The sequence below is a fragment of the Streptomyces antibioticus genome (assembly GCF_002019855.1).
GTDB lineage: Bacteria > Actinomycetota > Actinomycetes > Streptomycetales > Streptomycetaceae > Streptomyces > Streptomyces antibioticus_B.
Genome location: NZ_CM007717.1, coordinates 132121 through 156886, shown reverse-complemented (window position 1 = coordinate 156886; position 24766 = coordinate 132121). Strand labels below are relative to the sequence as shown.

Here is a 24766-nt window from a genome sequence, read left to right as displayed (position 1 = left end):
GACAGGGGTCAGTGGGTGTTCAGGTACGTTGCGACGAGCGCCGCCCGCTCCAACAGGGAGGACAGCGAGGCGTGTTCGTCCTCGCCGTGGGCGCCCGCGCCCGCCGGGCCCAGGCCGTCGACCGTCGGGATGCCGAGCGCGCCGGTGAGGTTGGTGTCGCCCGCGCCGCCGGAGGAGCCGATGGGGAGAGCCAGGCCCAATGCGGCGGCCAGCGTCGTGAGTTCGGCAGCCAAGGGATTGGCCGGGTCCATCGCCCATGCCGGGCGATGAGACAGCTTCTCGGCGGACAGCGCCGCGCGCTCCCGTACCGGCGTCGGCTCCAACAAAGCCGACATCAGGGCCCGTTCCGTCTCGGCGGTGGCATAGCGCAGGCCGATCTCTGCTTCCGCGTGGTCGGCGACGACATTGGCGCGGGTCCCGCCGCTGATCGTGCCGACGTTCAGCGCGGCGTCCGGGAGCGCGTCGGCCGTCGCCCGCAACCGGGCGAGCTGGTCCACGAGTTCGTCGATCGCGGAGACGCCGAGGGCGGCGTCGAGCCCGGCGTGGGCGCTCACCCCGCGCACACGCAGCCGTACCCGGGCCACCCCACGCCGGCCGATCTTCAACGCGCCTCCGGGCAACGGCGGTTCGAGGCCGAGTACCGCGTGGGCGCCCTCGGCGTGCCGGGCCACGAGGCGGCTGCCGTCGGGGCTGCCGATCTCCTCGTCGTTCACCACCACCAGCCGTACCGGACGCCTGGGCGTGGCGCCCGTACGGGACAGCAGGTCCATGGCCAGCTCGACGGCGACCAGGGAACCCTTCATGTCGAAGACCCCGGGTCCGGTGACCGTGTCCCCGTCCTCGGCGAGTGTGAAGGGGCGCCGGGCGACCGTCCCGGCCGGGAAGACGGTGTCGCTGTGTGCCACGAGGAGTGTGTGTCCGGCAGGGGAGCCGTCGTCGGTGGTCTCACGCCCGTTCCAGTACGCCACCAGGTGGTCGCCGCCCGGTCCCGGCGGCTGCTCGACGCGGTCGGCGGTGGCGGCGAGGCCCGCGGCCAGTTCCCTGCCGAACACCGCCGCGCGGTCGGCGTCGCCGGACGGGGTCTCCAACGACACGAGACGCGACCAGCGTTCGAGGGCCGCGTCGCCGAACGTCCGAACCAATGAAAGGAGTTCGGTGGGCTCAGCCATAGCAGTTCTCCACGGCCGAGGTGACCACCCGGGTCAGCGCGCGGAAGCAGCGGATCGCCTCGTACATCGTCGGCAGCGTGAACCGCACGGTCAGCGGGTCGGTCTGGACGACGCCGGGGATGTAGCTGGCGGCGGGCGCCAAGTGGGCCGCGTCGAAGGACACTTCGTAGGTGTAACCCTCGGCGGGCGGCGCCGTCGGTCCCCCGGAGGCGGGGAGGGCCGCGAGACCCTCGCGCGCGGCCTCGGTGATGCGCGCGGCGCTCACCTCCGGCGGCAGACAGATCGCGGAGTAACGGTCCACGCAGGTCTTGACCACGGCGTGGGCGGCGTGCGGCGCCCAGTCGCGGGCGTCCTCGCAGCACAGGTCGTCGCCGGTGACCAGGACGACCGGGACGCCGTACTCGTCGGCGAGCAGCGCGTTCATGCGGCCCTCGGAGGCCGGTTCGCCGTTGATGCGCACCGCGGTGATGGTGTTCGGGAGGTAGGTGTGGGCGAGGACGCCCGGCTGGCCCGCGCCGGTGTGGTAGCCGACGAAGGCGACCGCGTCGGGGGAGCGATCGATGCCCTCCATCATGCCGAGCGGCTTGTGCGTGCCGATCAGCAGCGTGGCCCGGGTGTCGAGCCGGTCGAGGAGCAGGTTGCGCTGGTCGGCATGGGCCTCGTTGACGAGGATCTCGGTGGCGCCGGCGGCGGCGAATCCGGCGATCGCGGCGTTGACGTCGGCGGTCAGGAACCGCCGGTTGTACTCCCAACGCGCGTGTCCTGGCTCGCAGTCGTCGGGGAAGGTGACGCCGGTGACGCCCTCCATGTCGGCGGAGATCAGGACCTTCATGCTGCCTTTCCTTCCAGGGTGGCGCCGGGACGGATGGTCCAGGTGCGCGTGGTGTGCCGGCTCAGCCGGCCGAGGTCCACGTCGAGGCCGATGCCGGGCCGGGAGCGCGGTACGGTGACCATGCCGTCCACGGCGCGGATCGGCGGCGTGACGATGTCCTGCCGGTAGTACTTGTCGGAGCCGGAGACGTCCGAGGGCAGGGTGAAGCCGGGCAGTCCGGCGAGGGCCAGGTTGGCGGCCCGGCCGATGCCGAACTCGTGCATCCCGCCGCACCACACCGGCACCCCGGCGTCCAGGCACAGGTCGTGCACCGTCTTCGACGGGCCGAGCCCGCCGAGCCGGGACACCTTGATGTTGACGACGTCGGCCGCGCCCAGGTGCAGCGCGGTGCGCAGCACGTCCGGGGTCGTGACCGACTCGTCCAGGCACACCGGGGTGTCGAGGCGGGCGGCGAGCCGGGCGTGCGAGAGCAGGTCGCCGGCGGCGTACGGCTGCTCGATCATCAGCAGGCCGCGTCCGTCCAACTCGGCGAGTACGGCCTCCTGTTCGGGACGGTAGGCGGTGTTGGCGTCCACCTGGAGGGCGACGCCGGGGAAGGCGTCCTGGACGGCGCGGACCGGTTCGAGGTCCCAGCCGGGGCGGATCTTCAGCTTGATCCGGCGGTAGCCGTCGGCGACATGCCGGGAGACCTGGGCGAGCAGCGCGTCGATCGTCGGCTCGATGCCGAGGCTGACCCCGGCGGGCACCGCCTCGGCGGCGGCGCCGAGCACATCGGCCAGCGGCTCGCCGCGCCGCTGCCCGTACAGGTCCCAGCAGGCCATGTCGAGGCCCGCGCGGGCGAAGTGGTTGCCGCTCACCTTCGCGGTGAGCCGGGCCGCGTCCTCGGGGTGGTCCCAGGGCCGGCCGAGCAGCATCGGGGCGAGGTACTCGCCGAGCACCTGCCAGCAGCTCCAGGTGGACTCGCCGCAGTAGAACGGGTCGCTCGGCGAGGCGCACTCGCCCCAGCCGACGCTGCCGTCCTCGGCGGTCGCGCGGACGACGATGTGCTCCAGATACGACTTGCGGTGGGAGCTGGTCTCGAAGGAGTGGACGAGATCGAGGCGGACCAGCGCCAGCTCGATCTCGGCAAGGGTGACGGTCATGTGCGGAGTCGTCCTAACAAGAGGCCCGGAGGGCGGTGCCGGGCGCGGCGGCACGGGGGATGAAGCGATAGGCGGCGAGGCCGTCGGGCAGCCGTACGCACGAGACGGCCGTACGGTCGGCGAGCAGCCGGGCGAAGGCGGACGTGAGACGGCCGCGCAGCCGGGCGGCGTGCTCCGGACCGGCGTCGGCGCGCAGCCGGAGCCAGTCGTCGGGCAGGACCACGATCCGGTCGTCGCCGTCGTCGTACACCTGGCCGACGCTCCAGCCGCCCGGCAGCGCACCGGGAGCGGGCGCGGCGGGCCGTGCCGGGGCGTCCAGGTGCCAGGAGACGATGAAGCGGTCGGTGGACTCGCCGGTGGCGGCGCCGAAGCCCGAGGCGCCGTACATCGCGGGCTTGACCGCGTCCACCACCGCGCCGAGCACGTCCAGGTTGAAGTGGGCGTTGCGGGTCTGCATCGGGTCGTACGCCCAGCGGATCAGCGTCGTCCCCTCGGCGAGGCAGCGGTCGCGCTGGCCGAGTTTGAGGAGCCGTCCGATGCCGAGGCCCTGGCGTTCGTGCGCCACCACGGCCAACTGGGAGTACTGGTAAAGGCGCGGGCCCTGTCCGTCGGTGTCCCGTTCGCGGGCGAGGAAGCTGTAGGTGAACCCCACCAGCGCCTCCCCGAGATAGGCGCCGACGACCAGGCCGCTGTTGTCCTGGAGGGCGGTCAGCAGGCGTGGGTTGAGGCTGCCGTCGCCGGGGCGCAGGCCCATGACCCGCTCGTACAGCGCGACGCAGTCGGCCATCTCCAGCGGGCCGTCCACGTCCCGTACGACCAGCGGCGCAGCCGGACGGGTACCGGCCGCGCACCTCGGTGTCGCCGTCGCGTTCACGACACACTCACGAGGTGACACGCGGCCCTACCGCCCATCGGAGCGGACGCCGATTCCGACCCAGACGCCGACTCCGACGCCTGGTCCGATTCCGACCCCGACCCCGACCCCGACCCCGACGCCTGCGACGACTCCGCCGCCGAAGAAGGCCCCCGCGTGGAAAGGACCGGCAACGTCCGCCGATCGCACCCCGCCTCCGCGCGCCCCGCCGCGTCGAGACCGGCCCACACCGGGCAGCGCGGATGGAACCGGCAGCCCTCGGGCACGTCCGTCGGGTCCGGCGGCTCGCCCTGGAGGAGCTGGGGCCGGCGTTCACCGGGCCCGCCCTGTGCGGACACCACCGACAGCAGCGCTTTGGTGTACGGGTGCTTCGGCGCGAGCAGGACCTCCTCCACGGTGCCCACCTCGACGATCCGCCCCAGGTACATCACCGCCACCCGGTCGGCGATGTTCCAGGCGAGCCCCAGGTCATGGCTGACCACCAGGGAGGACAGGCCGAGGTCGCGGCGCAGGTCGAGGACGAGCTTGAGGATCTCGCCGCGCACGGAGGCGTCCAGCGAGGCCACCGGTTCGTCGGCGACGATCACCGAGGGCTCCAGCGCCAGCGCGCCCGCGATCACGACGCGCTGCTGCTGACCGCCGGACATCTCGTGCGGGAAGCGCGACAGGAACTGCTCCGGAGGGCGCAGCCCGGCCTTGGACAGGGCGGCGTGCACGCGCTGTTCGAGTCCGTCCTTCATCCGGTGCAGCCGGGGGCCCTCGGCGACCGCGTCGAACACGTTCTGCCGCGGGTTGAGGGCGCCGCCGGGGTCCTGGAGGACGAACTGGACCTTGCGGCGGTGCGCCTTGAGCGCGGCGCTGGTGTGGCGCAGCGGCACGCCGTCGCACAGCACCTCGCCGGACGTGGGTTTCACCAGTCCGGTCAGGGCGCGGGCCAGGGTGGACTTGCCGCAGCCGGACTCGCCGATCAGGGCGAGGATCTCGCCGCGGCCCAGATGGAGGTCGACGCCGTCCACCGCGCGGGCCGGGCCGCGGCCCGCCCGGGGCGGGTAGGTGATGTGCAGGTCGCGGACCTCCAGCGCGGGCGCCGTGGCCGCGTCGGGTCCGGTGACCGTGCCCGGGGTGGTGACGGTCATGAGCGGGCTCCTTCCGGGGACGGTTCGGGCTCGTGCGGGGCCGTGGGGACGTTCGGGAACCCGGGCAGCACCCGCAGGCACGCGGACTGCCGTGCGGGACCGGCTGGCCACAGCGCGACGGGGCTGCTGTCGCAGACCTCGTGCACCTCGGGGCAGCGGGCCGCGAAGGGGCAGCCCGCGCCGAGGGCGGCCGGGTCGGGCGGGTCGCCGGGCAGCCCGGCCGGCGCCATCCGGGAGGCGGGGTCGCCGATGGTGGGGAAGGCGCGGGACAGCGCCCGGGTGTACGGGTGCCGGGGGTCGTCCAGGAGCTGCCGGGAGGGGCCGGACTCCACCAGCTCACCGGCGTACATCACCGCGAGGCGGTCGCACATCTGGCCGAGGACGGACAGATCGTGGCTGATCATGATGACGCCGATGCCCTCGTCGCGCACCCGGTCCGACAGCAGGTCCAGGATCTGGGCCTGCACCATCACGTCGAGCGCCGTGGTGGGCTCGTCCGCGATGACCAGGTTCGGGCGGCAGGCCAGCGCCATGGCGATCATGATGCGCTGGCGCTGGCCTCCGGAGAACTCGTGCGGATAGCTGCGCATCCGCCGCGCCGGGACGCCCACCGACTCCAGCAGCTCGGCCGCGCGGGCGCGGGCCTGCCTGTCGGTGATCCGGCCGCCCTCCTCGCCGGCCCTGCGGCCGTGCAGCAGGATCGGCTCGACGAGCTGGTCACCGATGGTGTGCACCGGGTTGAGGGCGGTCATCGCGCCCTGGAAGACCACGGACGCCTCCGCCCAGCGCACCGCGCGCATCCGGCTCCAGTTGGCGGTGAGCAGGTCCTCGCCCTGGTAGAGCACCTGGCCGGTGACCTCGGCGGCGGCCGGCAGCAGCCGTAGCAGGCTCATCGCCAGGGTGGACTTGCCCGAGCCGGACTCGCCGGCCAGGCCGAGCGTCTGCCCGGCGTCCAGGGTGAGGTCCACCCCGCGCACGGCGGGCACGGTGCGCCCGCCGCCGCGATACGTGACTCTGAGGTCCTTGACCTCCAGCATCGCGTTCAACGTGTCTTCACCGACCTCGGGTTGAGAAGGGTCTCCACGGCGCGGCCGGTCAGGGTGAAGCCGAGGACGACGATCAGGATGGCGATGCCCGGCGGATACAGGTACCACCAGGCGCCGGAGGTGACGGCGCCGCCGCTCAGGGCCGAGTTGAGCATCGCGCCCCAGGAGATGCCCGTCGGGTCGCCCAGACCGAGGAAGGTCAGGGTCGCCTCGGACAGGATCGCCGAGGCCACCGTCAGGGTGGAGGAGACCAGGATCAGCGGGGTGACGTTGGGCAGGACGTGCCGCAGCATCACCTGCGGTCCGCCCGCGCCCAGCGCCCTGGCCCGCTCGATGAACGGCTTGGCCTCCACGGCGAGGGTCTGCGCCCGCACCAGCCGGGCCGTGGACGACCAGCTCGTGACCGCGATGGCGATGGTGATGGACGCGGTGCCCTGCCCGATCACCGCCGACAGCGAGATGGCCAGCGGCAGGCTGGGCAGGGCGATGAACCAGTCGGTGAGGTGCATCAGCGCCTTGCCGATCCAGCCGCCGTAGTGCCCGGCGACCAGCCCGACGGCGCTGCCGAGCACCACCGTCAGGACGGTCGCCATCAGGCCGATCGACAGCGAGGAGCGGGCTCCCCAGATGACCAGCAGCAGGATGGAGCGCCCTTCCTGGTCGGTGCCGAGCGGGTAGCCGTCGGTGGGGGAGTGCAGGGAGGGGCCGTCCACCTTGATGACGTTGAGGTCGTCGTCGGAGATGAACAGCGGCGCGCACAGGGCGAGCAGGCCGAACACGACCAGGATGCCGAGGCCCGCCACACCGGAGCGGATGCGCACGAAGGACCGTACGAAGCCGCCGAGTCCGGCGTTGCGCGACCGCGGTACGACCGCTGCGGCCGGCGGCGCGGGGTCGGTGCCCGTCGCAGGGGGCGGGACGGTCTCGGTGAGGGGCTCGTGGTGGGTCACTGGGCACGCACCCGGGGGTCGAGGAAGCGGTAGATCACGTCGGCGAGGAGGTTCATGAGGATCACCGACGCGCTGAAGACGATGAACGTGCCCTGGAGCAGCGGCAGATCGGGCACCTTCAGAGCCTGGTAGCTGAGCTGGCCCAGGCCCGGCCAGGAGTAGACGGTCTCCACGGTGATGGCACCGCCGAGCACGGTGCCCAGGTGCATGAAGATCATGGTGACCGAGGGCAGCAGCGCGTTGGGCACGGCGTGCCTGCGCCGTACGTCGTCGTCGCGCAGCCCCTTGGCCCGGGCGGTGAGCAGATAGGGGCTGCCCAGCTCGTCGATGATCGAGGAGCGCATGACGGCCACGTACTGGGCGAAGACCACCAGGACCATGGTCAGACAGGGCAGGACCAGATGCTTGGCCACGTCGAGGACATGGTCCGGGCCGCCGGTGATCGCCGGGTCGCTCATCCCGCCCGCCGGCAGGAAGCCGGGGAACGGACCGATGCCCACGCTGAACGTGATCAGCAGGATCATGCCGAGCCAGAAGGTCGGCACCGACCACAGCGTCAGGGAGGCGCCGGTGGCGATACGGTCCAGCCAACTGCCGTGCCGCCAGCCGGACCTGACGCCCAGCCAGAGACCGAGCGCCACCGAGATGAGGGTGGCGCTGCCCATCAGCAGCAGGGTCGGCCACAGCCGGTCCCCGATGAGCGAGCCGACCGGCTGCTGGAACTCCCAGGAGTCGCCCAGATGCCCGCTCAGGGTGTCGGTCACGAAGTGGAAGAAGCGCTCCGGCACCGACTGGTCCAGGCCGAGCTGCCGGCGCAGCTCCGCCATCTGCGCGTCGCTGGTCGGCCGGCCGCGGGTGATGGACTGCACCGGGTCGGCCGGCATCAGGCTGAACAGGACGAAGCCGATGACGAGCGTGGCCAGGAAGCTGACCGCCGCGGCCGCCAGCTTCGAGGCCAGGTAGCGGGCGAATCCCGAGCCCGGCCGGCGGCCGGGGCCCGGCGCGGGCGCGGTCTTCACCGCGTCCGCGCCGGTGACATCGATGGTGTCTGCCACGGTCTACTCGCGGTCGTCGGAGGAGGAGCGGCGGCGCATCACGAACACTCCGCCGGCGGCCAGGACGAGCACCACGGCCGCCGAGACACCGATCACCGTGCCGGAGGTGCCTCCGGAGGAGGACGAGGCCGCCGTCGGCGCCGCGTTCAGGTACTGGGCGAGGGAGGGCTGCGGAGGGTAGGCGCCGGAGGCGTCCGCGCTGCCCGTCAGGATCCCGTTCACCTTGTCGGTGCGGTACGCGGACAGACCGTTGGCGTTGTAGATCATGATGTTCTCGTTGGCCTTGTACAGGATCGCCTGCATCTGCCGGAGCAGATCGGCGCGCTCCGTCTCGTCGAAGGCGCTCTGCTGACGCAGGAACAGGTCGTCGTACTCCTTGTCGCAGAAGAACGAGTCCGTGCTCCCGCCCTCACCCTTGGCGTCGGGCAGCGCCGCGCAGGTCTGGATGCCCAGCAGGTACGTCGGGTCCGGCCCGGTCGACCAGGAGTCCATCAGGATGTCCCAATCACCCTTGGCCAGATCGGCGTTGAGCTTCGCGGAACTCATCGACTGGATGTCGACCCCGACCCCGATCTCCTTGAACCAGCCCGCGAGATACGTCGAGACCTTGGCGTCCGCGTCGTCGTCGGAGTGGATGCCGAGCCGGAACTCCAGCTTGCGCTTAGACTTCGGGTCGACCCGGATCCCGTCGGAACCCTTCTTGTAACCCGCCGCGTCCAGCACGGAGTTGGCCTTGGCCGGGTCGTAGTCGAACTTCTCCGCGTCGGAGGGCTCCCACGCGAACTGCGGCAGCGACGGCGGCAGGTAACTGGCGCCCACCTTCGCGAAGTTGTCGCGGACCTTCTTCACGATCGTCGCCCGGTCGATGGCACGCGCCAGCGCCTCACGGACCTTGACGTCGCCGAGCGCCGGGTGACCGGTACCGATCTTCTTGCCGTCACGGGTGCGGGCGCCCCCGTTCAGCTCGATGCCGCTCCAGCGGTTGCCGACCGTCTCGTACGCCTTGATGCCGGACTGGCCCTTCAGCGCCTTGTACTGGACCGGGTTGAGGCCGCTGACGTAGTCGAGCTGACCCGACCGGAGCGCGGCCACGGCGGCGTCCGTGTTCTTGAACGCCTGCTGGATCATGTGGTCGTACTTCGGCGCGCCCAGCACGAACTCCTTGTTCGCGTCGTACTTCGCGTACTGCTCGGGCTTGTAGTCCGTCAGCGTCCACGGGCCGTACCCGACGACCGGGAAGCTGTCGTTCTTGTAGTTCTTGAGGTCCTTCACGTGCGCTTCCCATATGTGCTTCGGCACGATCGGGATGCCCGACGCCGGGACGCTCACCGCGAGCATCGTGGCCTGCGGCTTCTTCGTCCTGACGACCAGCGTGGTGTCGTCCGGCGCGGTGACCGAGGCGAAGTTGGCGACCAGCGAGCCGTTGGCGGTGGCCGCGGTGGAGTTCGTCATGATCAGGTTGAACGTCCAGGCGGCGTCCTCGGCCGTGATCGGCTTGCCGTCGCTCCACTTCAGACCCTTGTGGATCTTGAAGGTCCAGGTGAGCTTGTCGTCGGAGGTCGTCCAGGAGTCCGCCAGGTACGGCTTGGCGGTGCCGTCCTGCTCCACCGTGTTCAGGGCGGGGTAGATGCCCGCGAACACGTCCAGGCTGCCCGCGAAGTAGGCGAGGAACGGGTTGAGCGAGTCGATGCCGATGCTCGTGATCGGCATCCGCAGGGTCTTGCCGCCGTCGTCCGCGGAGGCGGCCGGCGCGACGGCGACGGCCGCGGCGGTGCCGATCAGCAGGGAGGTGGCCAGCGCGACGGCCTTACGGCCGGATCTGCGCAGAGGGGTGAACGTGGTCATCGTGGACTTCTCCAGAGGTGCCGGCGGCGAGAGCCGCGGGGGGACGGGTGGGGACGGGTGGGGAGGTACGACTTCTGCTGCGCCGTGGATCCGGGTGCGGGGCTGCGTGTGCATCGGACGGGCGGGCGCGGTGAATCGGTGTATGACGCATCTATTAGTGCGTACGGGTGGGCGGACGGAGGGATGGGCGGGGTGGAGCGGGATGGTGCGGTGGAGGGGTGGAGCGGTGCGGACGGGTCAGAGGTCGTCCGGGGGAGGGGCAGGGTGGTTCAGGCGGATCCGGTGCCGTAGTGGGTGTCGGCGGATCCCTCGGTACGGGGTTCGGTCACCGCTCCGTGCGGGCGGCGAGCGGGTCGCTGCGCAGGAAGTCCTCCAGGACCCGCACCCCGAACTCCAGGCTGCTCACGAGGACTTGCTCGTCGACGCCGTGGACGTACCGCCAGGCGTCGAAGCCGGGCGGGGTCAGGCCGGGGCCGAAGCCGTAGCACTGGATGCCGAGCCGGGCGAACGCCTTGGCGTCCGTGCCGCCGGACATGATGAACGGCAGGACCAGCGCCTCCGGGTCGGCCCGCCGCAGCGCCGCCGCCATCGCCGCGAACTCGCGGGACTCGTGGTCGGCGAAGACCGGGGCGGCGAAGCTGTGGAAGGAACGGGAGACCTTCTCGCCGAGCAGAGCGTCCACCGTGGCGAAGAAGTCCTCCTCCGCGCCGGGCAGGATACGGCCGTCCACCCCTGCCGTCGCCTCGCTCGGGATGACGTTGTGCTTGTAACCCGCCTTCAGCATGGTCGGGTTGAGCGTGTTGGCGACGGTCGCCTCGACCAGCTTCGCCGCCTCGCCCAACTGGGCCAGCGACTCGGGATCGGCCGGGTCGACCGTGATGCCCAGGTGCGCGCAGAGCCCGTCCAGCAGGGCGGCCACCGCCGGCACGATCCTGACCGGCCAGCGGTGCGCGGCGAGCGCGGACAGGGTCGTCGCCAGCGTGGCGACAGCGTTGTCGGGGCCGGGCCGGGAGCCGTGGCCCGCCGCGCCGCGCGCGGTCAGGTCCATCCAGGCGCTGCCGCGCTCGCCCACGGCGATCGGGTAGAGCCGGGAGGCGTCCGGCAGATGGAGCGAGTAGCCGCCGGACTCGCCGATCGCGGTGGTCACGCCTTCGAAGAGGTCCGGGTGCCGGTCGACGAGGAAGCCCGCGCCCAGCTCACCGGTGTCCTCCTCGTCCGCGACGAACGCCATCACGACGTCGCGCGGCGGACGCACGCCCCGGCGCGCCCACGAGCGGGCGATCGCCAGCATCATCGCGTCCATGTCCTTCATGTCCAGAGCCCCGCGGCCGAGGACCACCCCGTCCCGGATCTCCCCGCAGAACGGGTCGAAGCTCCAGTCGGCGGGCTCCGCCGGGACCACGTCCAGATGGCCGTGGACCAGGAGGGCGGGGGCGTCGCGGTCCTCGCCGGGGATACGGACGACGGTGCTGGCCCGGCGCGGGGCCGACTCCAGCACGACCGGCTCGTAACCGGAGTCGGAGAGCAGGCCGGCGGTCCACTCGGCCGCCTCCCGCTCGCCGCGGGAGTCGCCACCGCCGTAATTGCTGGTGTCGAAACGGATCAACCGGGTGCACAGCTCGGTGACTTCGGAGATCAGGGCGGTGTCCTCGGCGCTGGAGAGGGCGGCGCCGTCCTGACAGTGAGAGGGATCGTTCATGGGAAGAGGACCAAGTGCCTTCCCGGCGGCAGGGGTTGAGGAGAAAGTGTCTGCCGCCGATGGCTCCGCGAGCCGGACGGGCTTCGCGGAGGTGGGGGAACGAGTGAACGGGGACGGGCGTGAGCCCGGGCAGTGCAAGGGCGTCCGGGCCGCGCGGCACCGGGTGTGTCGGGGGAGCCGGGCGTATCGGGGAGCCGGGCGTGTCGGGGGAGCCGGGCGGGTCGGCGGTGTCAGGCTCGCAGGGGAGAGCCGGGCTCACCGGGGGAGCCGGCGGCGGGCGCCGCGGGGCCGGAGGCATCGCCGTCGGACCCTAAGGTGCCCGGATCCGCGTCGGACGCCGGTCGGCCGAGGCCGTAACTGCCCAGGGAGCGGAAGACCTCCGCCCGGCGCCGGCTGCGACGCGCGGCGCCCTTGGCACCGGCCGCCGCCAGGGCCGCCAGCACATGGGCCGCGGCCGCCACCGCCGTCGGCGAGTGATGCGGCGACTCGCTGCGCGTGTCCACCGCCAGGACATGCGAGGCGAAGGAGCAGACCGGACTGGTGTAGCTGTCGGTCAGCGCGATCACCGAGGCACCGAGTGCGTGGAACTCGCGGGCCACGTCCACCGTAAGACCGCTGTAGTTGCGGAAGCTGAAGACGACCAGGGCGTCGTCCGCGTGCGCGTCGCTGATGGCGTTGACCGCCGCGCCCGTCGCCGGCTGCACCAGGAACACGTCCCGCATGCTGCTGGTGAGGTCGCTCGTCAGCAGCGTGGCGTACCCGGCGGACTTCAGATCGCCCAGCACCCACCGCCGCCGCGCCCGCAGCAGCGCCGCGGCCGCCACCTCCAGCGCGCCGTTGGCCTGGAGATCCGCCAGCGTACGGCGGAGGTTGTCCTCCTCCGCCGTGATCATCCGGCGCAGCGCCGACCGCTCGCGCGGCTCGGAGCGGGGCTCACGGCTGGTGAACCGCAGATCCGGTTCCGCCAGCCGCAGACCGACCTCCCGGGCCGCCAGCAGACGCAGGTCGTCCATCGAGGCGACCCCGGCCGCCGCCAGCAGCCCGTCCAGATCCGCGGCACTCGCGTCGGCCGCGCGCAGCAACTGGCCCGGACGGCGCTCCAGGGAAGCCGGATAGTCCTCCGCCAGCACCGCGAACAGGCGCTGCGCGACGGGACCGCACAGCTCGGCCGCCGCACGCAGCAGGTCGATCGTCGGCGTAGGCGCCAGAGGACCGGTCACTGCTCACCCCTCCCACTCAGGGCAGCCCACACCCGGGAAACCGGGTGCTGAACTGCATCTCTGCTGACAGTTAAACGGCGGTGTCAGATTGCTTGATCTAAGTGATGCGTGAGTCTTACTGTCGCCGCATGACCTCGTCAAGAGTCACAGGGGCGGAAAACTCTTCGGCCGATTCCGCCATCCCCGAACAGATTTCGCGCCGCTCCCCGGAGGATTCCGGACAGCGGCACGCCGAACCGGGCAGAGGGGGAGGAACGAGCGGCGCCACCGGGTCCGAGGACCCTGGGTCCGACGCCACCGCGTCCAGCCCGACGACGCCTGACCCCGTCGCGTCCGCCTCCGCCGCGCCCGGCTCCGCCGCGCCCGGCTCCACCGCGCCCGGCTCCGCCGCGCCCGGCTCCGCCGCGCCCGGCTCCACCGCCTCCGTCCCCACGGCGCCCGACCCCGCCGCGTCCGGCAGCGCCGACACCGGCGACGTCCTCGCGGCCTCCGTCGCGCGCGTGCGCCGCGCCGCCGGCCTCACCCTCAGCGCGGTGGCGGCACGGGCCGGCGTCTCACCGGCGTACGTCTCACAGGTGGAGTCGGGCACCGCCAACCCCACCGTCCGCACCCTCTCCCAGATCGCCGACGCCCTCGGCGTCACCCCCGCGGAGCTCCTCGGCGGCACCCCGCCGGGGGCCGCCGTCAGCACCCCGGCACCAGGCTTCCCGCCGCGGTTCGCCCCGGCCCCGCTGCTCGCCCGGACCGACGGCCACCACGGCATCTGGGACCTCACCGCCCCCGGCGCGCACCGCATCGGCGCCCGCCTGCTCCACGCGGACCTGGGCGACCACGACCACCCGACCGCCCACTCCGGCGAGGAGTTCGTGCTCGTCCTCGCCGGCTCCTGCCGCGTGTCGGTGGCGGGCACCGTACGGCTGCTGCGGCCCGCCGACAGTTGCCACTTCGCCGCCACCGACGAACACCACTTCACCGACGCCAGCGACGACCTCCTGATGCTGGTCGTCCTCACCGAGGAGTAACCCCGTGTCCACCGCTCCTTCCCTGCCCGCACCGCGCGCGGGGACCCCGCTGCCCGACGGACTGGCCGAGGCCGCCTCGCCCGAGACCGCCCCCGAGGTGTGGCCGCTGACCGCCCGCACCGTCGACGGTCGGCTGCACGTGGGCGGCGTCGCCCTGGACGACCTGGCCGACGCCTGCGGCACCGCGCTGTACGTGGTGGACGAGGCCGACTTCCGCCACCGCGCCCGGCAGTGGCGCGAGTCCGGCGCCGACCGGGTGCACTACGCCTCCAAGGCGTTCCTGTGCGCGGAGATGGTCCGCTGGGTCGACTCCGAGGGCCTGCACCTGGACGTGTGCAGCGGCGGCGAACTCCGCCTCGCCGTCGACACCGGCTTCGACGCCGCCCGGATCGTCTTTCATGGCAACAACAAGTCCGTCGCCGAACTGGAGGCGGCCGTCGCCCACGGCGTCGGCGTGGTCGTCGTCGACTGCCTGGAGGAGATCGACCGACTCGCGCGCGCAGCCGCGGCGGCGGATCGGATCCAGGACGTCTACGTCCGCATCGCCCCCGGCGTCGCCGCCGAGACCCACGACTACATGGCCACCGGCGGCGACGACGTCAAGTTCGGCTTCCCGGTGCGCGACGGCCACGCCGAGCGGGCCGTCCTCGCCGTCGCGGCGCGCCCCTCACTGCGGCTCGCGGGCGTGCACTCCCACATCGGCTCGCAGATCACCGCCACCGAGGGACTGACCCTCGCCGCCGAACGGGTCGGCGCCTTCGTCGCCCTGCTCGCCGAACGGCATGCCATCACGGTCGCCGAGATCGACCTCGGCGGCGGCGCCGGCATCCCCTACCTGCCGGGCCAACCCCGCCTGGACCCGGCCGCGTTCACCGCCGCCCTGCGCGTCGGCCTGGAACGGGCGCTGCCCGGCGCACCGGTACGGCTCGCCGTCGAGCCAGGCCGGTCGATGATCGGCACCGCCGGGGTGACGCTCTACCGCGTCGGCGTCGTCAAGGACGGGCTGCGCCGCCGGTTCGTCTCCGTCGACGGCGGCATGAGCGACGCCCTGCGCCCCTCCCTCTACCTCGCCCGCTACACCGCCTGGACCGCCAACCGCCCGGCCGAGGGCGAGCCCGTGCACGCCGTGGTCGTCGGCCGCCACTGCGAGAGCGGCGACGTGGTCGTGCCCGACATCGCCCTGCCGCGGGACATCGCCGCCGGCGACCTCCTCGCGGTCCCCGCCACCGGCGCCTACCACCACGCCATGGCCAGCAACTACAACGCGCAACTCCGCCCCGCCGTCGTCGCCGTACGCGACGGCCACGCCCGCCTCATGGTCCGCCGGGAAACGCCGGAGGACCTGCGCCGCCGCGACGGCCATGGCGAGCCGGTGCGACTGACGGCGGGGTGACCCGGCCGGGCCCGGCCACCACCCAAGGCTGGTGCCCCGCACCCACCGAGGCTGACCGCCCGGCCCAACTCTCCGGTCCCGCCCAACTCTCCGGCCCCGCTCAACTCCCCGGCCCGGCCCAACTCCCCAGCCCCGCCCAACTTCCCGCCCCGCCCAACTCCCTCTCCTCCCGCACGACTCGGAGCCACCGCATGTCCACCGCGCCCCGTCTGCCCTACGGCACCTGGCCGTCCCCGATCACCGCCGAGGCGGTCGCCGACGCCTCCGGATCCACCTCCTGGCCCTCCGGAGCCGGTGAGGAGAACTGGTGGTGCGCCTCCGACCCGGCCACCGCGACCGTACGACTCCTGCGCAACGCCCCCGGCCACGAGGACCCGGTCCCCGTGCTCGCCCCCGGCATCTCCGTACGCAACCGCTCCCTCGGCTACGGCGGCAAGCCGTACTGGGTAAGCGCCGCACCTTCGCCCACCGACAACCACCACGTCCTGGTCTTCACTGACCACAGCGATCAGCGGCTGTACCGTGCCGAGGTGCCCCGCTTGGGGTCTGCTGCCGACTCCTTCCCGGTGCCCGTGCCGCTGACCCCGGCGGACCCGCCCGGCCGGGAGACCTGTTGGGCCGACCCGGTGACGGGCCCGGACGGCACCGAGGTCTGGTGCGTGCGGGAGACGACCCGAGCCGCCACCGGCCCGCACGACGCCGACCCGGCCGTCCGCACCGTGCGCGAGATCGTCGCCGTACCCCTGTCCGGCGCGGCCGCCGACGACCCCGGCGCGCTGCGCGTGGTGGCCCGCTCGCACCACTTCCTCTGCGGGCACAGGCTCTCCCCGGACGGCCGCCGACTCGCCTGGATCGGCTGGGACCACCCTCATATGCCGTGGGACAGCTCGGAGTTGATGGTCGCGGACCTGCACGACGGCGTAGCGGGCGAACCCGTCCGCCTTCTGGGCGGCAGCCACGGCGACACGGAGGTCTCCGTCTCCCAGGCTGCCTGGGCGGACCCCGACACCCTCTACGCCATGGCCGACCCGAACGGCTGGTGGAACCTGCACCGCATAGACCTGGCCTCCGACCGACTGACACCCAGGGCGATCACCAACGTCCTCCCCCTCCAGGAGGATTGCGCCGGCCCTGTCTGGCGGGTGGGCGCGAGCTGGTTCGCCGCCACCCCGCACGGCGTAGTGCTGCCACAGGGCAACGGCAGGCAAAAGCTCTCCCGTTGGTCACCGCAAGACGGCGAACTGACCGAACTCGCGGACGGCTGGACCCACTTCCAGGGCGACCTCTGGTCGGACGGCGACCGCATCCTGGTCCGCGCCGCAGACCCGGCCCAAGGCTCCGCTCTCCTGTCGATCCCCCTCGCCCCCGGCTCGGGCCCGGCCCGACGCACAAGGCCCAAGTCCGTCGATCCACTGGCCCCTTGGCAGCCCCAGCCCGAACGCCGCACCGTGTACGACGCACAGGGCCGCCCCGTCCACTTCGTGCTGCACCGGCCCACCCACCCCACCACCACGGCACCCGAGGGCGAACTGCCGCCCCTGCTGGTGCAGGTGCACGGCGGTCCGACGAGTTCCACCGGCGTCACCGCCGACCTGGAGTACTCCTTCTTCACCAGCCGCGGCTTCACCGTCGCGGACGTCGACTACGGCGGCTCCACCGGCTACGGCAGGGCCTACCGCGACCGGCTGCGCGGCCAGTGGGGAACGGTCGACGTCGACGACTGCGTCACCGTCGCCCGCGCCCTGGCCGCCGAGGGCCTGGCCGACCCCGCCCGCACCGCCGTACGCGGCGGCTCGGCCGGCGGCTGGACCACCCTGGCCTGTCTGGTCCACACCGACGTCTTCTGCGCGGGCACGGTCCTCTACCCGATCAGCGACCCGGCACGCTGGCGGGCCGACCAGACCCACGACTTCGAGTCCCGCTACGTGGACACCCTCATCGGTGAACTCCCGCAGGACCAAGCCCACTTCGACAAGATCTCCCCCGCCGCGAACGCCGACCGCATCACCGTGCCCTTGGTGATGCTCCAGGGCGCCGACGATTTCATCTGCCGCCCGGACCAGGCGACTTGCATCGTTGACAACCTGGCCGAACGCGGAGTGTGGCACCGCTTCCTCCTCTTCGAGGGAGAGGGCCACGGCTTCCGCCAGGCCAACAGCGTCCGCCGCGCCCTCCTCGCCGAAGTCGCCCTGTACCGCGAGACCTTCGGCTCTCACATCGCCTCCGACGTCCCCCTGGACGCCGACGCCCTGTGACCCACGACGGCCGGGCGACGCCGCGCGCGTCCCCGGCCGAAGGTCTCTCGACCTCGGATCATGAAATCCATAGATCAGGGCAGGAGTTGACGAATAGTCAGCCATTCCTCAGCCTGGTCACGCAACGCCCCCGGTTGAACATGAGGCAGTAGCAGCTCGAGCGGATGGGTGACGTTCTTGATGCGCCGCAGGACCGCTATCTGGTCGAGCGGCAACCCTTGCCACGCAACGCACAAAGCGCGGGCTTGGCTTGGCGTCAGCGTCACCGCATTCAGCACATCGGCCACTACCTCGCCGGGATTCCAGTAGGGGTCGCGCAGGTCAGGGCCCAACTGCTCGATCATCTGTGCCCGCAACCAGGCGTTCAGTCGAACCATGCGCGATTGGTCCCACGGCCCGTCGCCGTGCACGCAGGTATTGATCTGCAAGGACAACTTGGCCCACTGCCTACGCAGTTCTGGGCTGAGACGGTGGTTCAGCGCACGGGCCTCAGCGACCTCACGGAACATCTCCGTCTTCTGACGGTCAGACGCGGCCTGTTCCGCGCACTGCTGAACACTCGCCAAAGAGTCCAGGTCATCGCCGCCGACGCCCGCTCCGCTTTCCATGCCGAAAGAATCTCTCAAGGCAGCGACGCTCAGGCCGAACTTCAAGAACGCTGTGTAAGCGAGCAACGCTGGTGGTCCCGGCTCTGGGTGGCTAACCCGACGCCAATCAATGCCCTGCCCGCCGCGGACGCTTCACCGAGCGCGACCTGCAGCCGGCAGCCTGAACACCGTGGTCCGGTGGTCACGCTTCGGTTCGGCCTGACTCCTCCTCGACCAAGCCACAGGCGAAGGGGAAAGCCTCCAAGAACTCCCGGCGGCTTGCGTCCTGCTCGGCTTCCGCCAGAGGATGCCGACGACCAGTCCGGCGAGGACAGGCACGAGTGGGTCCGTGTCAGACATCCGAGCAACCCATCCGATCCAGCCAAGTGCGTTCACAACAACCCAGGTCCACCGTGTGCCTCGTCCCATGCCGCTTGATGACCGCAGTGATGCTATCCGGAGCTGAGGCGCCTTCGACGATGTCCCGTTGACCATGCTTTTCCGCCCGGCGGAGACGGCATCACCAACGCCAGGGCTTGTCGGGGGAGTGCCAGGGCCCTCCCTCGACAAGCCGCATCCTTCTCAGCGCGGCTACTGACCGCTGGTGGCCTGAACGGCCCGGTGTCCTGGTCTCACTTGAGGTGGCGGGTGAAGAACTGGGCCGCGCTGTCTCCCGCGTACTGCGGGACGCCTGTGTGACGGCCCATGTTGGCGTGCAGGGACTTCTCCTTGGAGCCGAAGGCGTCGAACAGGTTCAGGGCTGCCTGCCGGTCGTTGCCTTCGTCGTCCCACTGGAGCAGGACGTGCAGGGGAATGGTGACGTGCCGGGCCTCCTCGTACATGGTGCGAGGTACGAAGCTCCCGGCGAAGAGGCCGGCGGCCACGATGCGTGGATCGACCCTCGCCAGGCGGACACCGATGGAGATCACGCCTCCCGAGTAGCCGACGGGGCCGCCGATCTCGGGCAGCTTCAGCAGGTCGTCCAGGGCGGCCTGCCATTCCGGGACGGCCTTCTCGACGAGCGGGAGGATGAGGGCGTCGATGATCTCGTCGCTGACCGGCTCGCCGGCTTCCATGGCCCGGCGCAGGTCGGCGCGGGCCTGCTCGGCGGCCGGCCAGCGGGGCCGGTCACCGCTTCCGGGGAGTTCGATGGTGGCCGTGGCGAAGCCGTCCGCCGCGGCGTGCCGAGCCCGTGCCAAGAGTCGGGGGTACATCTTGTGCAGTCCGAGCGGAGGGTGGCCGAGCAGGATCAGTGGGACCGGTGCGCCGCCAGATGCGGATGCGGGCGTCCACAGGATGCCGGGGATCTTGCCGAGGGTGAACTTACGCTCGAGGACGCTGTCATCGAGGCGTTGTTCGGAGATGAAATGCATGGTCGTGCCTTTCGGGAATGCGCTTGAACGGCGCTCCCGGACGACGACCTATCGCCCGACCGTGACCCCGGAGGAGAGCACCCATGTGAATACGTTCACGGGTACCACCTCCTCGTTCTCTCGCACGGCCGCCGAAAACGTAACAGTGGCCGCCGCGGTCCGCAAGCGGGTTAAGGCTTCATCGCGGCTTGCCAAGGCGAGGCCGAAGACAACCGTGACCAACGTGCCCGGCTTCTTCGCCTGAGACGGGACGAGCGCGAGGAACGGATGGGTGTCACCCGCCGGTCAGTTGCCGGATGGCCTCGAGTGCCCGCCGTGCTCCGTTCTCGGTCGCCATATGGCGTGCCGCTCTTGCGGCGGCTCGACTGTGTGCCTGCTCCTTCACCACTTGGCGAAGGGAGTCGGCGAGCCTTTCGACAGTCAGGTACCGGAAAGGGATCGGGTCGGTGGCCGCGCCGAGGGCGGCGAGTCGCTTCGTCCAGAACGGCTGGTCCGCGGTGACCGGCACAGGCACGGCGGCAACTCCGGCGCGCAGCGCGGCGGCAGACGTGCCGGCCCCGCCGTGGTGGACCACTGCGGCCAGCCGTGGAAACAGCAGGGCGTGCGGTACGTCTCCGATGGTGAGCAGGCCGTCCCCGTCGGCGGCGAGTCCTGCGGTGCCGGCTTGGAGGATGCCGCGCAGCCCGGCTCGGCGCAGGGCCCGCACGGCGATCTCGCTCAGTCGTTCTCCGTCGCCGGACGCCATGCTCCCGAAGCCGATGAGGACGGGCCGGGGTCCGGCGGACAGGAAGTCCTCGAGGTCGGAAGGCAGCCGGTCGGCGGGTTCGTGGTGGGGCCACCAGTTGCCTACGACGTCCAGGCCGGGGCGCCAGTCGGAGGGACGGGGCACCAGGGCCGTGCTGACGCCGTGCAGGATGGGCCAGTTCGCCTGTTCCTGTCGTCGGCGCATCTCGGAAGCGGAGCACCGGGGGAGAGCGAGGTGGTGGCGCAACTGTGCGACCGCCGGTTCGTAGACGCGGTCGGCCATCCGCAGTGCGAGGCGTCCGATGGCCCGGTTGCCGACCCGGCCAAGTGAGCGGGAGCCGGTCACGACGGGTGGGAAGTCGCCGGTCGGCACGGTGGGCTGGAGGTACACGCCGAGGCTCGGTGTGCCCGTGGCCTCGGTCAGGTGCCAGCCGAGGGGCGTCGTGGTGGTCGACAGCAGGAGCAGGTCCGTGCCTTTGTCGACCGCGTCGGCGAAACCCTGACCCAGTTCGGTGATGAAGGCTGAAGCGGCCCGCATCAAGTCACGTCTGCCCGTGACCTCGCCATGCCCCCGCGTGTCCGCAGGCAGACTCCGGAACCCCAGCCCTGCCTCGCGTGCGAGGGGAGCGAAGGTCTCGGTGGCGGCGAGGGCGACGTCGTAGCCGGCCCGGCTCAGTTCGACGCCCAGGCCCGTGTATGGTGCAACGTCGCCGCGCGATCCGGCCGCGGCGATCATGATCCTCATCGGTTCTCCTCACCCTGGGTGATGGCATCTGCGTGGCGGGCAGCGTTGGCGTAGACCGCCTGACGCGTGTAGGCGGCCAGGCCCGGGCGCTGCTGCGAGGGCGGTACGACCAGAGCAAAGGCGCGCGGGTCGGCGATGAAGTCGTCCGCGATGCGCCGATGCATGTCGGGAGGGCAGGAGGTGAACCAGCGTGCGATGTGCAAGCGGTGTTCCTCGGCGAGGTCCATGGCCCGCTCGCCGCAACTCGGCTCCCCTGCGTCGAAGGCGGCGAGCAACTCCGCACGCCAGTCGGCGGCTTCGCCCATGAGCCGGCGCCAGTCCTCCTTGGTGTGGGCGTCCGCGCGCGCCATCGCCTCGCGCTGTCCCTCCGAGTGCGCCCACTTCAGCTCTGCCTCGGTGGCGTAACTCAGGTCGAAGGCGACCTCACCGAACACCTCGAAGCGTTCCTGGGGAGTCAGCGGCACCCCGGTCCTCTGGACCTCGATGGCCCGTTCCGCCACCTCGGCCAGTCGCTGGAGCCGGGCGATCTCCTCGTTCAACTGCCGCTGCCGTGCCCGCAGCCGCTCCACGGGGTTCACCTGCGGATCCTTGAAGATCGCGGCGATCTCGTCGAGAGGGAAGCCGAGTTCGCGGTAGAAGAGGATCTGCTGGAGACGGACCAGGTCGGCCTCACTGTAGACCCGGTATCCGGCACGGCTGCGGTCACCGGGCGAGAGCAGCCCCGCCTTGTCGTAGTGATGCAGCGTACGCACCGTCACCCCGGCGAAGGCGGAGACCTGCCCCACGGAGTAGCTCATTCACCAGCCCTTTCGTTCGCTCACAGCCTCAAGCCTGACGTAGGGGGAGGGTCAACTCGCGCTCGGCCGGGACATGGTGAGGGCTGCGTTCACGGGGGTGACCGCGTTGCCACGGCGGCTACGAGAAGCGGCAGCTCATGAGGCACCCCGCCGAACCGGCCACCGGCGGCCGAACGCCGATCGGGCTCTCCTACGCCGAGGTGAGCCCGGCCGACAACACCATCAGGGCAGGCCGGATGCACGCCCCACTACACCGAACACCGCCCCTCACACCCCGCGGCGGAGTGGGTCGGCTCACCGCCCCTGGGGCGACCGCCTTGCGGAGGGCACGCCCGTGATGGTCGGCGGCGGTGGGCTCGGTCGGCGAACCGACGGCACCTGGCGCCAGCAACTGACCGCGGAAGCGGACTAGGGCCTGTCCGATGGGTCGTATGAGCTGATCAGGGACGTGGCCTACTGTTCGCTGGAACGAAGGGGGCCGCATGGCACGCGATACAGCCCAAGCAGAGGCGGGGATGAAGGGGATCACGTTTCCTGCCTGGCATGGAAAGCGCTACGTGACGCTGGCTGAGCTACTGGTTCGCCTCGGCAGCTTCGGCCTGGACCTGACCTGGCGCGTCGAGTTCGACGAGATCGTCGATCCTCGCTGTGTCGAGATGGAGAGACGGTCCGCCAACGCCGGCATGGACACGTTGACATTGTTGTCGCTGACGACCCCCTTCCTCCAGTTGATCGACGCCGAAGCACGTGGGTTCGCCGAGGACAAGCTGGTGCTCGTCCTGACCGAGTTCGACAGTTCCTCGTGGGACGTCAGGGCTGTCGACGAGCGCGTACTCAGCGAACTTCGCCACCACTACCCGGGTGCCGAGGATCTCTGAACGGGGCACTTCACTCCGGACGCAGCCATAGGTGGATCGCAGCCACGGTGACCGTTCCGTGGAAGACGTACGCTCGTTTGCCGAAGCGCGTGGCGACGGCGCGGAAGTTCTTGAGCCGGTTGATGGTCCGCTCAACTTCGTTGCGGCGGCGGTAGATTGCCTTGTCGAACCTTGTGGGACGACCGCCTTGGCTGCCGCGGCGCCGACGGTCGGCCCGCTGGTCTCTCGGCTCGGGGATCGTGTGCTTGATCTGACGTCTGCGCAGGTGACGCCGGTTGCGGCGTGACGAGTACGCCTTATCGCCCCCGACATGGTCGGGCCGGATGCGCGGCCGTTCACCAGCCTGCCGGCGCACGCGGATCTCCTCTAGGACGGGAATCATCTGCGGTGCGACCCCCACTGACCGGGCGTGATGACAAACCCGAGCGGGCGACACCCGCCTTCCCCGGCAAGGTGGATCTTGCTCGTGAGCCCGCCTCGCGAGCGTCCCAGGGCCTCATCGGGACGGTGACGCGCCGGGCTCCTGCGCCGACCCGGGATCTTCGGGGCACGGGTGGCGGCGTCAGCCGCGTGCTGATGAGCGCGGCAGGTCGTGGAATCGACGCTGACCATGCTCCAGTCGATCCGGTCCTCGGCATCGGCGTCGGCCTGGACGGCCCGCAGGGATTCTCTCCCATGTGCCGTCCGCCGCCCACCTGCGATGACGGTCGTGGACCGTCTTCCAGCTGCCGAAGCAGGGAGGCAGGTCCCGCCAGGGGAGGCCGGTCCGCTGCCGGAACAGAATCCCGTTGATCACCCGACGGTGGCATTGTCAGCGTCCACCCCGCCCGTGATTCGTTGGCAAGTGCGGCTCCAGCCGAGCCCACTCTTCATCCAAAAGATCTCCCCGCCCCATGTCCCACGGAACGAGTTCCCAGCAGGAGCGTCACACGACCCATCGGACAGCCCCTAGTTGTCACCGATCCCGACGGAGTGAGCCACGAGGCCGTCTGTGCTCTATTCACCGGTGCCGGATTCAGCAGGACGCAGGCCGCCGCATCGCTCCTGCTGGAACAGGAGGAGCCAAGACACGACCTTCCGGGGCCGTCCAGCCGACACGCCACGGCGGCGCACCGCCCACGGCGCTCTGGCGTCAGCCGCCGTACGGCGACGCGCGACTGCACAGCTCAGACCTGCTCGAAGTGAAACGCCTTGATGAAGCAGTCGCGAGGCTGGGCAACGGCGAAGAGGATGCACTCGACAAGGGACTGCGCGGTGAGGGCGTCCTCGGCTTGGCGTGAAGTCGTCGCCCACTCCTCGGAGAGCGGGTCGGGATTGTCGAAGTCGGGCGGGTAGAGCGAAATCACCCGGACTCCTTGAGGGCGCAGGCGCCTGGAGAGGATTTCGGTGAACCCCGCCTGCGCGCTCTTGGCCGCGTAGAAGGCGTCGTGCGCGTCCGACCGTTGGTGGCCGGGTGTTCCGCATGCGGAGACCATGGTCACGACATCGGGTTTATCCGAGTTGAGCAGGAGGGGAAGGAAGCTCTTCGTGGTCAGGACCGTGCCGGTGGCGCCGGAGGCGATGGTGTCGACGACGTCGGCGTCGGTCGCGGACAGCAGGTCCGGCCCGGTGAGGTAGCGAGAGCCGTTGTTTACGAGTACGTCGACGCGGTCTGTGTGTTCCGCGACGCCGGAAGCGAAGTCTCGGATGGAGGCGGGGTCCGTCAGGTCGCAGGCGAAGGCGTGCACCCGCTGATGGCCGCGGGCGCGGATCTCGTCGCGGACCCGTCGGGCGGCGGCGAGGTGGCGTGCCGAGAGGAAGACCTTGGCGCCGAGGTCCGCGAGGCGGATGGCCAGGGTTCGCCCGAAGTCCCGGCCGGCGGCCGTGATGACGACGCGGTGGTTGTCCCAACTCATGGTGCGGTTCCTGGTTCGTGGGTCGGGTGATGCGGTGTATCACGGCGGCTGCGGTCCACGGCGCAGACAGCCCGGTCCCCGACGGCTGCTCGCTGTCACCGACCACGAC

General features: G+C 71.3%; 21 protein-coding genes and 2 pseudogenes. 6 read left to right on the top strand and 17 right to left on the bottom strand.

Features of this window, described 5'->3' with window-relative positions; all coding sequences use genetic code 11:
- Window positions 1–8: 8 nt before the first annotated feature.
- The 11 genes from AFM16_RS00720 to AFM16_RS00670 form a co-directional block, all read right to left on the bottom strand.
- Window positions 9–1169: a M20/M25/M40 family metallo-hydrolase gene (locus AFM16_RS00720; RefSeq protein ID WP_078631596.1), complete on the bottom strand. Its 1161-nt coding sequence runs from the start codon at window positions 1167–1169 to the stop codon at window positions 9–11.
- Window positions 1162–2001, bottom strand: coding sequence for a M55 family metallopeptidase (locus AFM16_RS00715; protein WP_078631594.1), 840 nt, complete (start codon window positions 1999–2001; stop codon window positions 1162–1164). Before AFM16_RS00715 ends, AFM16_RS00720 begins: the two co-directional genes overlap by 8 nt.
- Window positions 1998–3143 (bottom strand): o-succinylbenzoate synthase, encoded by a 1146-nt coding sequence (gene menC / locus AFM16_RS00710; RefSeq protein ID WP_078631592.1) that lies wholly within the window; start codon window positions 3141–3143, stop codon window positions 1998–2000. The genes AFM16_RS00715 and menC overlap by 4 nt, the downstream gene beginning before the upstream one ends.
- Before the next feature lie 13 nt (window positions 3144–3156).
- On the bottom strand, window positions 3157–4017 hold the full coding sequence (locus AFM16_RS00705; protein WP_143648285.1) for a hypothetical protein: 861 nt from the start codon (window positions 4015–4017) through the stop codon (window positions 3157–3159).
- Window positions 4014–5153 (bottom strand): ABC transporter ATP-binding protein, encoded by a 1140-nt coding sequence (locus AFM16_RS00700; protein WP_245177583.1) that lies wholly within the window; start codon window positions 5151–5153, stop codon window positions 4014–4016. The genes AFM16_RS00705 and AFM16_RS00700 overlap by 4 nt, the downstream gene beginning before the upstream one ends.
- A complete protein-coding gene (locus AFM16_RS00695; RefSeq protein ID WP_051780556.1) occupies window positions 5150–6190 on the bottom strand; it encodes an ABC transporter ATP-binding protein in 1041 nt (346 codons plus the stop codon). Before AFM16_RS00695 ends, AFM16_RS00700 begins: the two co-directional genes overlap by 4 nt.
- A gap of 5 nt (window positions 6191–6195) precedes the next feature.
- Window positions 6196–7149, bottom strand: a complete 954-nt coding sequence (locus AFM16_RS00690; RefSeq protein ID WP_078631586.1) for an ABC transporter permease — start codon at window positions 7147–7149, stop codon at window positions 6196–6198.
- On the bottom strand, window positions 7146–8204 hold the full coding sequence (locus AFM16_RS00685; protein ID WP_078631584.1) for an ABC transporter permease: 1059 nt from the start codon (window positions 8202–8204) through the stop codon (window positions 7146–7148). Before AFM16_RS00685 ends, AFM16_RS00690 begins: the two co-directional genes overlap by 4 nt.
- A gap of 3 nt (window positions 8205–8207) precedes the next feature.
- Entirely contained in the window at window positions 8208–10049 is a 1842-nt protein-coding gene (locus AFM16_RS00680) for an ABC transporter substrate-binding protein (RefSeq protein WP_078631582.1), read from the bottom strand.
- 325 nt (window positions 10050–10374) lie between these two features.
- Window positions 10375–11748 (bottom strand): M20/M25/M40 family metallo-hydrolase, encoded by a 1374-nt coding sequence (locus AFM16_RS00675; protein ID WP_078631580.1) that lies wholly within the window; start codon window positions 11746–11748, stop codon window positions 10375–10377.
- Window positions 11749–11978: 230 nt separating this feature from the next.
- Window positions 11979–12968: a MurR/RpiR family transcriptional regulator gene (locus tag AFM16_RS00670; protein ID WP_078631578.1), complete on the bottom strand. Its 990-nt coding sequence runs from the start codon at window positions 12966–12968 to the stop codon at window positions 11979–11981.
- 491 nt (window positions 12969–13459) lie between these two features.
- Between AFM16_RS00670 and AFM16_RS40580 the strand changes: the two are divergent.
- The 4 genes and pseudogenes from AFM16_RS40580 to AFM16_RS00650 form a co-directional block, all read left to right on the top strand.
- Window positions 13460–13618, top strand: a pseudogene (locus AFM16_RS40580) (helix-turn-helix domain-containing protein); the annotation flags it as partial.
- An 81-nt stretch (window positions 13619–13699) separates the two neighbouring features.
- The gene (locus tag AFM16_RS40575; protein ID WP_370628125.1) at window positions 13700–13990 is read left to right on the top strand and encodes a cupin domain-containing protein; all 291 of its coding nucleotides are present in this window, start codon (window positions 13700–13702) and stop codon (window positions 13988–13990) included.
- A gap of 4 nt (window positions 13991–13994) precedes the next feature.
- Window positions 13995–15383 (top strand): diaminopimelate decarboxylase, encoded by a 1389-nt coding sequence (gene lysA, locus AFM16_RS00655; RefSeq protein ID WP_209313208.1) that lies wholly within the window; start codon window positions 13995–13997, stop codon window positions 15381–15383.
- A gap of 191 nt (window positions 15384–15574) precedes the next feature.
- The gene (locus AFM16_RS00650; RefSeq protein ID WP_078631574.1) at window positions 15575–17638 is read left to right on the top strand and encodes a prolyl oligopeptidase family serine peptidase; all 2064 of its coding nucleotides are present in this window, start codon (window positions 15575–15577) and stop codon (window positions 17636–17638) included.
- 74 nt (window positions 17639–17712) lie between these two features.
- Here AFM16_RS00650 and AFM16_RS00645 read toward each other — a convergent pair whose 3' ends face one another.
- Both AFM16_RS00645 and AFM16_RS00640 read right to left on the bottom strand, forming a co-directional pair.
- Window positions 17713–18291 (bottom strand): hypothetical protein, encoded by a 579-nt coding sequence (locus AFM16_RS00645; protein ID WP_143648283.1) that lies wholly within the window; start codon window positions 18289–18291, stop codon window positions 17713–17715.
- Between the two features lie 566 nt (window positions 18292–18857).
- Window positions 18858–19598, bottom strand: coding sequence for an alpha/beta hydrolase (locus AFM16_RS00640; RefSeq protein WP_078631570.1), 741 nt, complete (start codon window positions 19596–19598; stop codon window positions 18858–18860).
- On the opposite strand from AFM16_RS00640, the gene AFM16_RS39235 reads away from it, so the two are divergent.
- Window positions 19597–19842 (top strand): hypothetical protein, encoded by a 246-nt coding sequence (locus tag AFM16_RS39235; protein ID WP_167797124.1) that lies wholly within the window; start codon window positions 19597–19599, stop codon window positions 19840–19842. The genes AFM16_RS00640 and AFM16_RS39235 overlap by 2 nt on opposite strands.
- A 30-nt stretch (window positions 19843–19872) precedes the next feature.
- Here AFM16_RS39235 and AFM16_RS00630 read toward each other — a convergent pair whose 3' ends face one another.
- The gene (locus AFM16_RS00630) at window positions 19873–21087 is read right to left on the bottom strand and encodes a glycosyltransferase (protein WP_078631568.1); all 1215 of its coding nucleotides are present in this window, start codon (window positions 21085–21087) and stop codon (window positions 19873–19875) included.
- On the bottom strand, window positions 21084–21884 hold the full coding sequence (locus tag AFM16_RS00625) for a MerR family transcriptional regulator (RefSeq protein WP_078631566.1): 801 nt from the start codon (window positions 21882–21884) through the stop codon (window positions 21084–21086). Before AFM16_RS00625 ends, AFM16_RS00630 begins: the two co-directional genes overlap by 4 nt.
- Before the next feature lie 482 nt (window positions 21885–22366).
- Between AFM16_RS00625 and AFM16_RS00620 the strand changes: the two genes are divergently transcribed.
- Window positions 22367–22762: a hypothetical protein gene (locus AFM16_RS00620; RefSeq protein WP_245177582.1), complete on the top strand. Its 396-nt coding sequence runs from the start codon at window positions 22367–22369 to the stop codon at window positions 22760–22762.
- 10 nt (window positions 22763–22772) lie between these two features.
- On the opposite strand, the pseudogene AFM16_RS00615 reads toward AFM16_RS00620, so the two are convergent.
- Window positions 22773–23657, bottom strand: a pseudogene (locus tag AFM16_RS00615) (IS5 family transposase).
- A 271-nt stretch (window positions 23658–23928) separates the two neighbouring features.
- Window positions 23929–24657, bottom strand: coding sequence for an SDR family oxidoreductase (locus AFM16_RS00610; RefSeq protein ID WP_078631564.1), 729 nt, complete (start codon window positions 24655–24657; stop codon window positions 23929–23931).
- Between the last annotated feature and the right edge of the window lie 109 nt (window positions 24658–24766).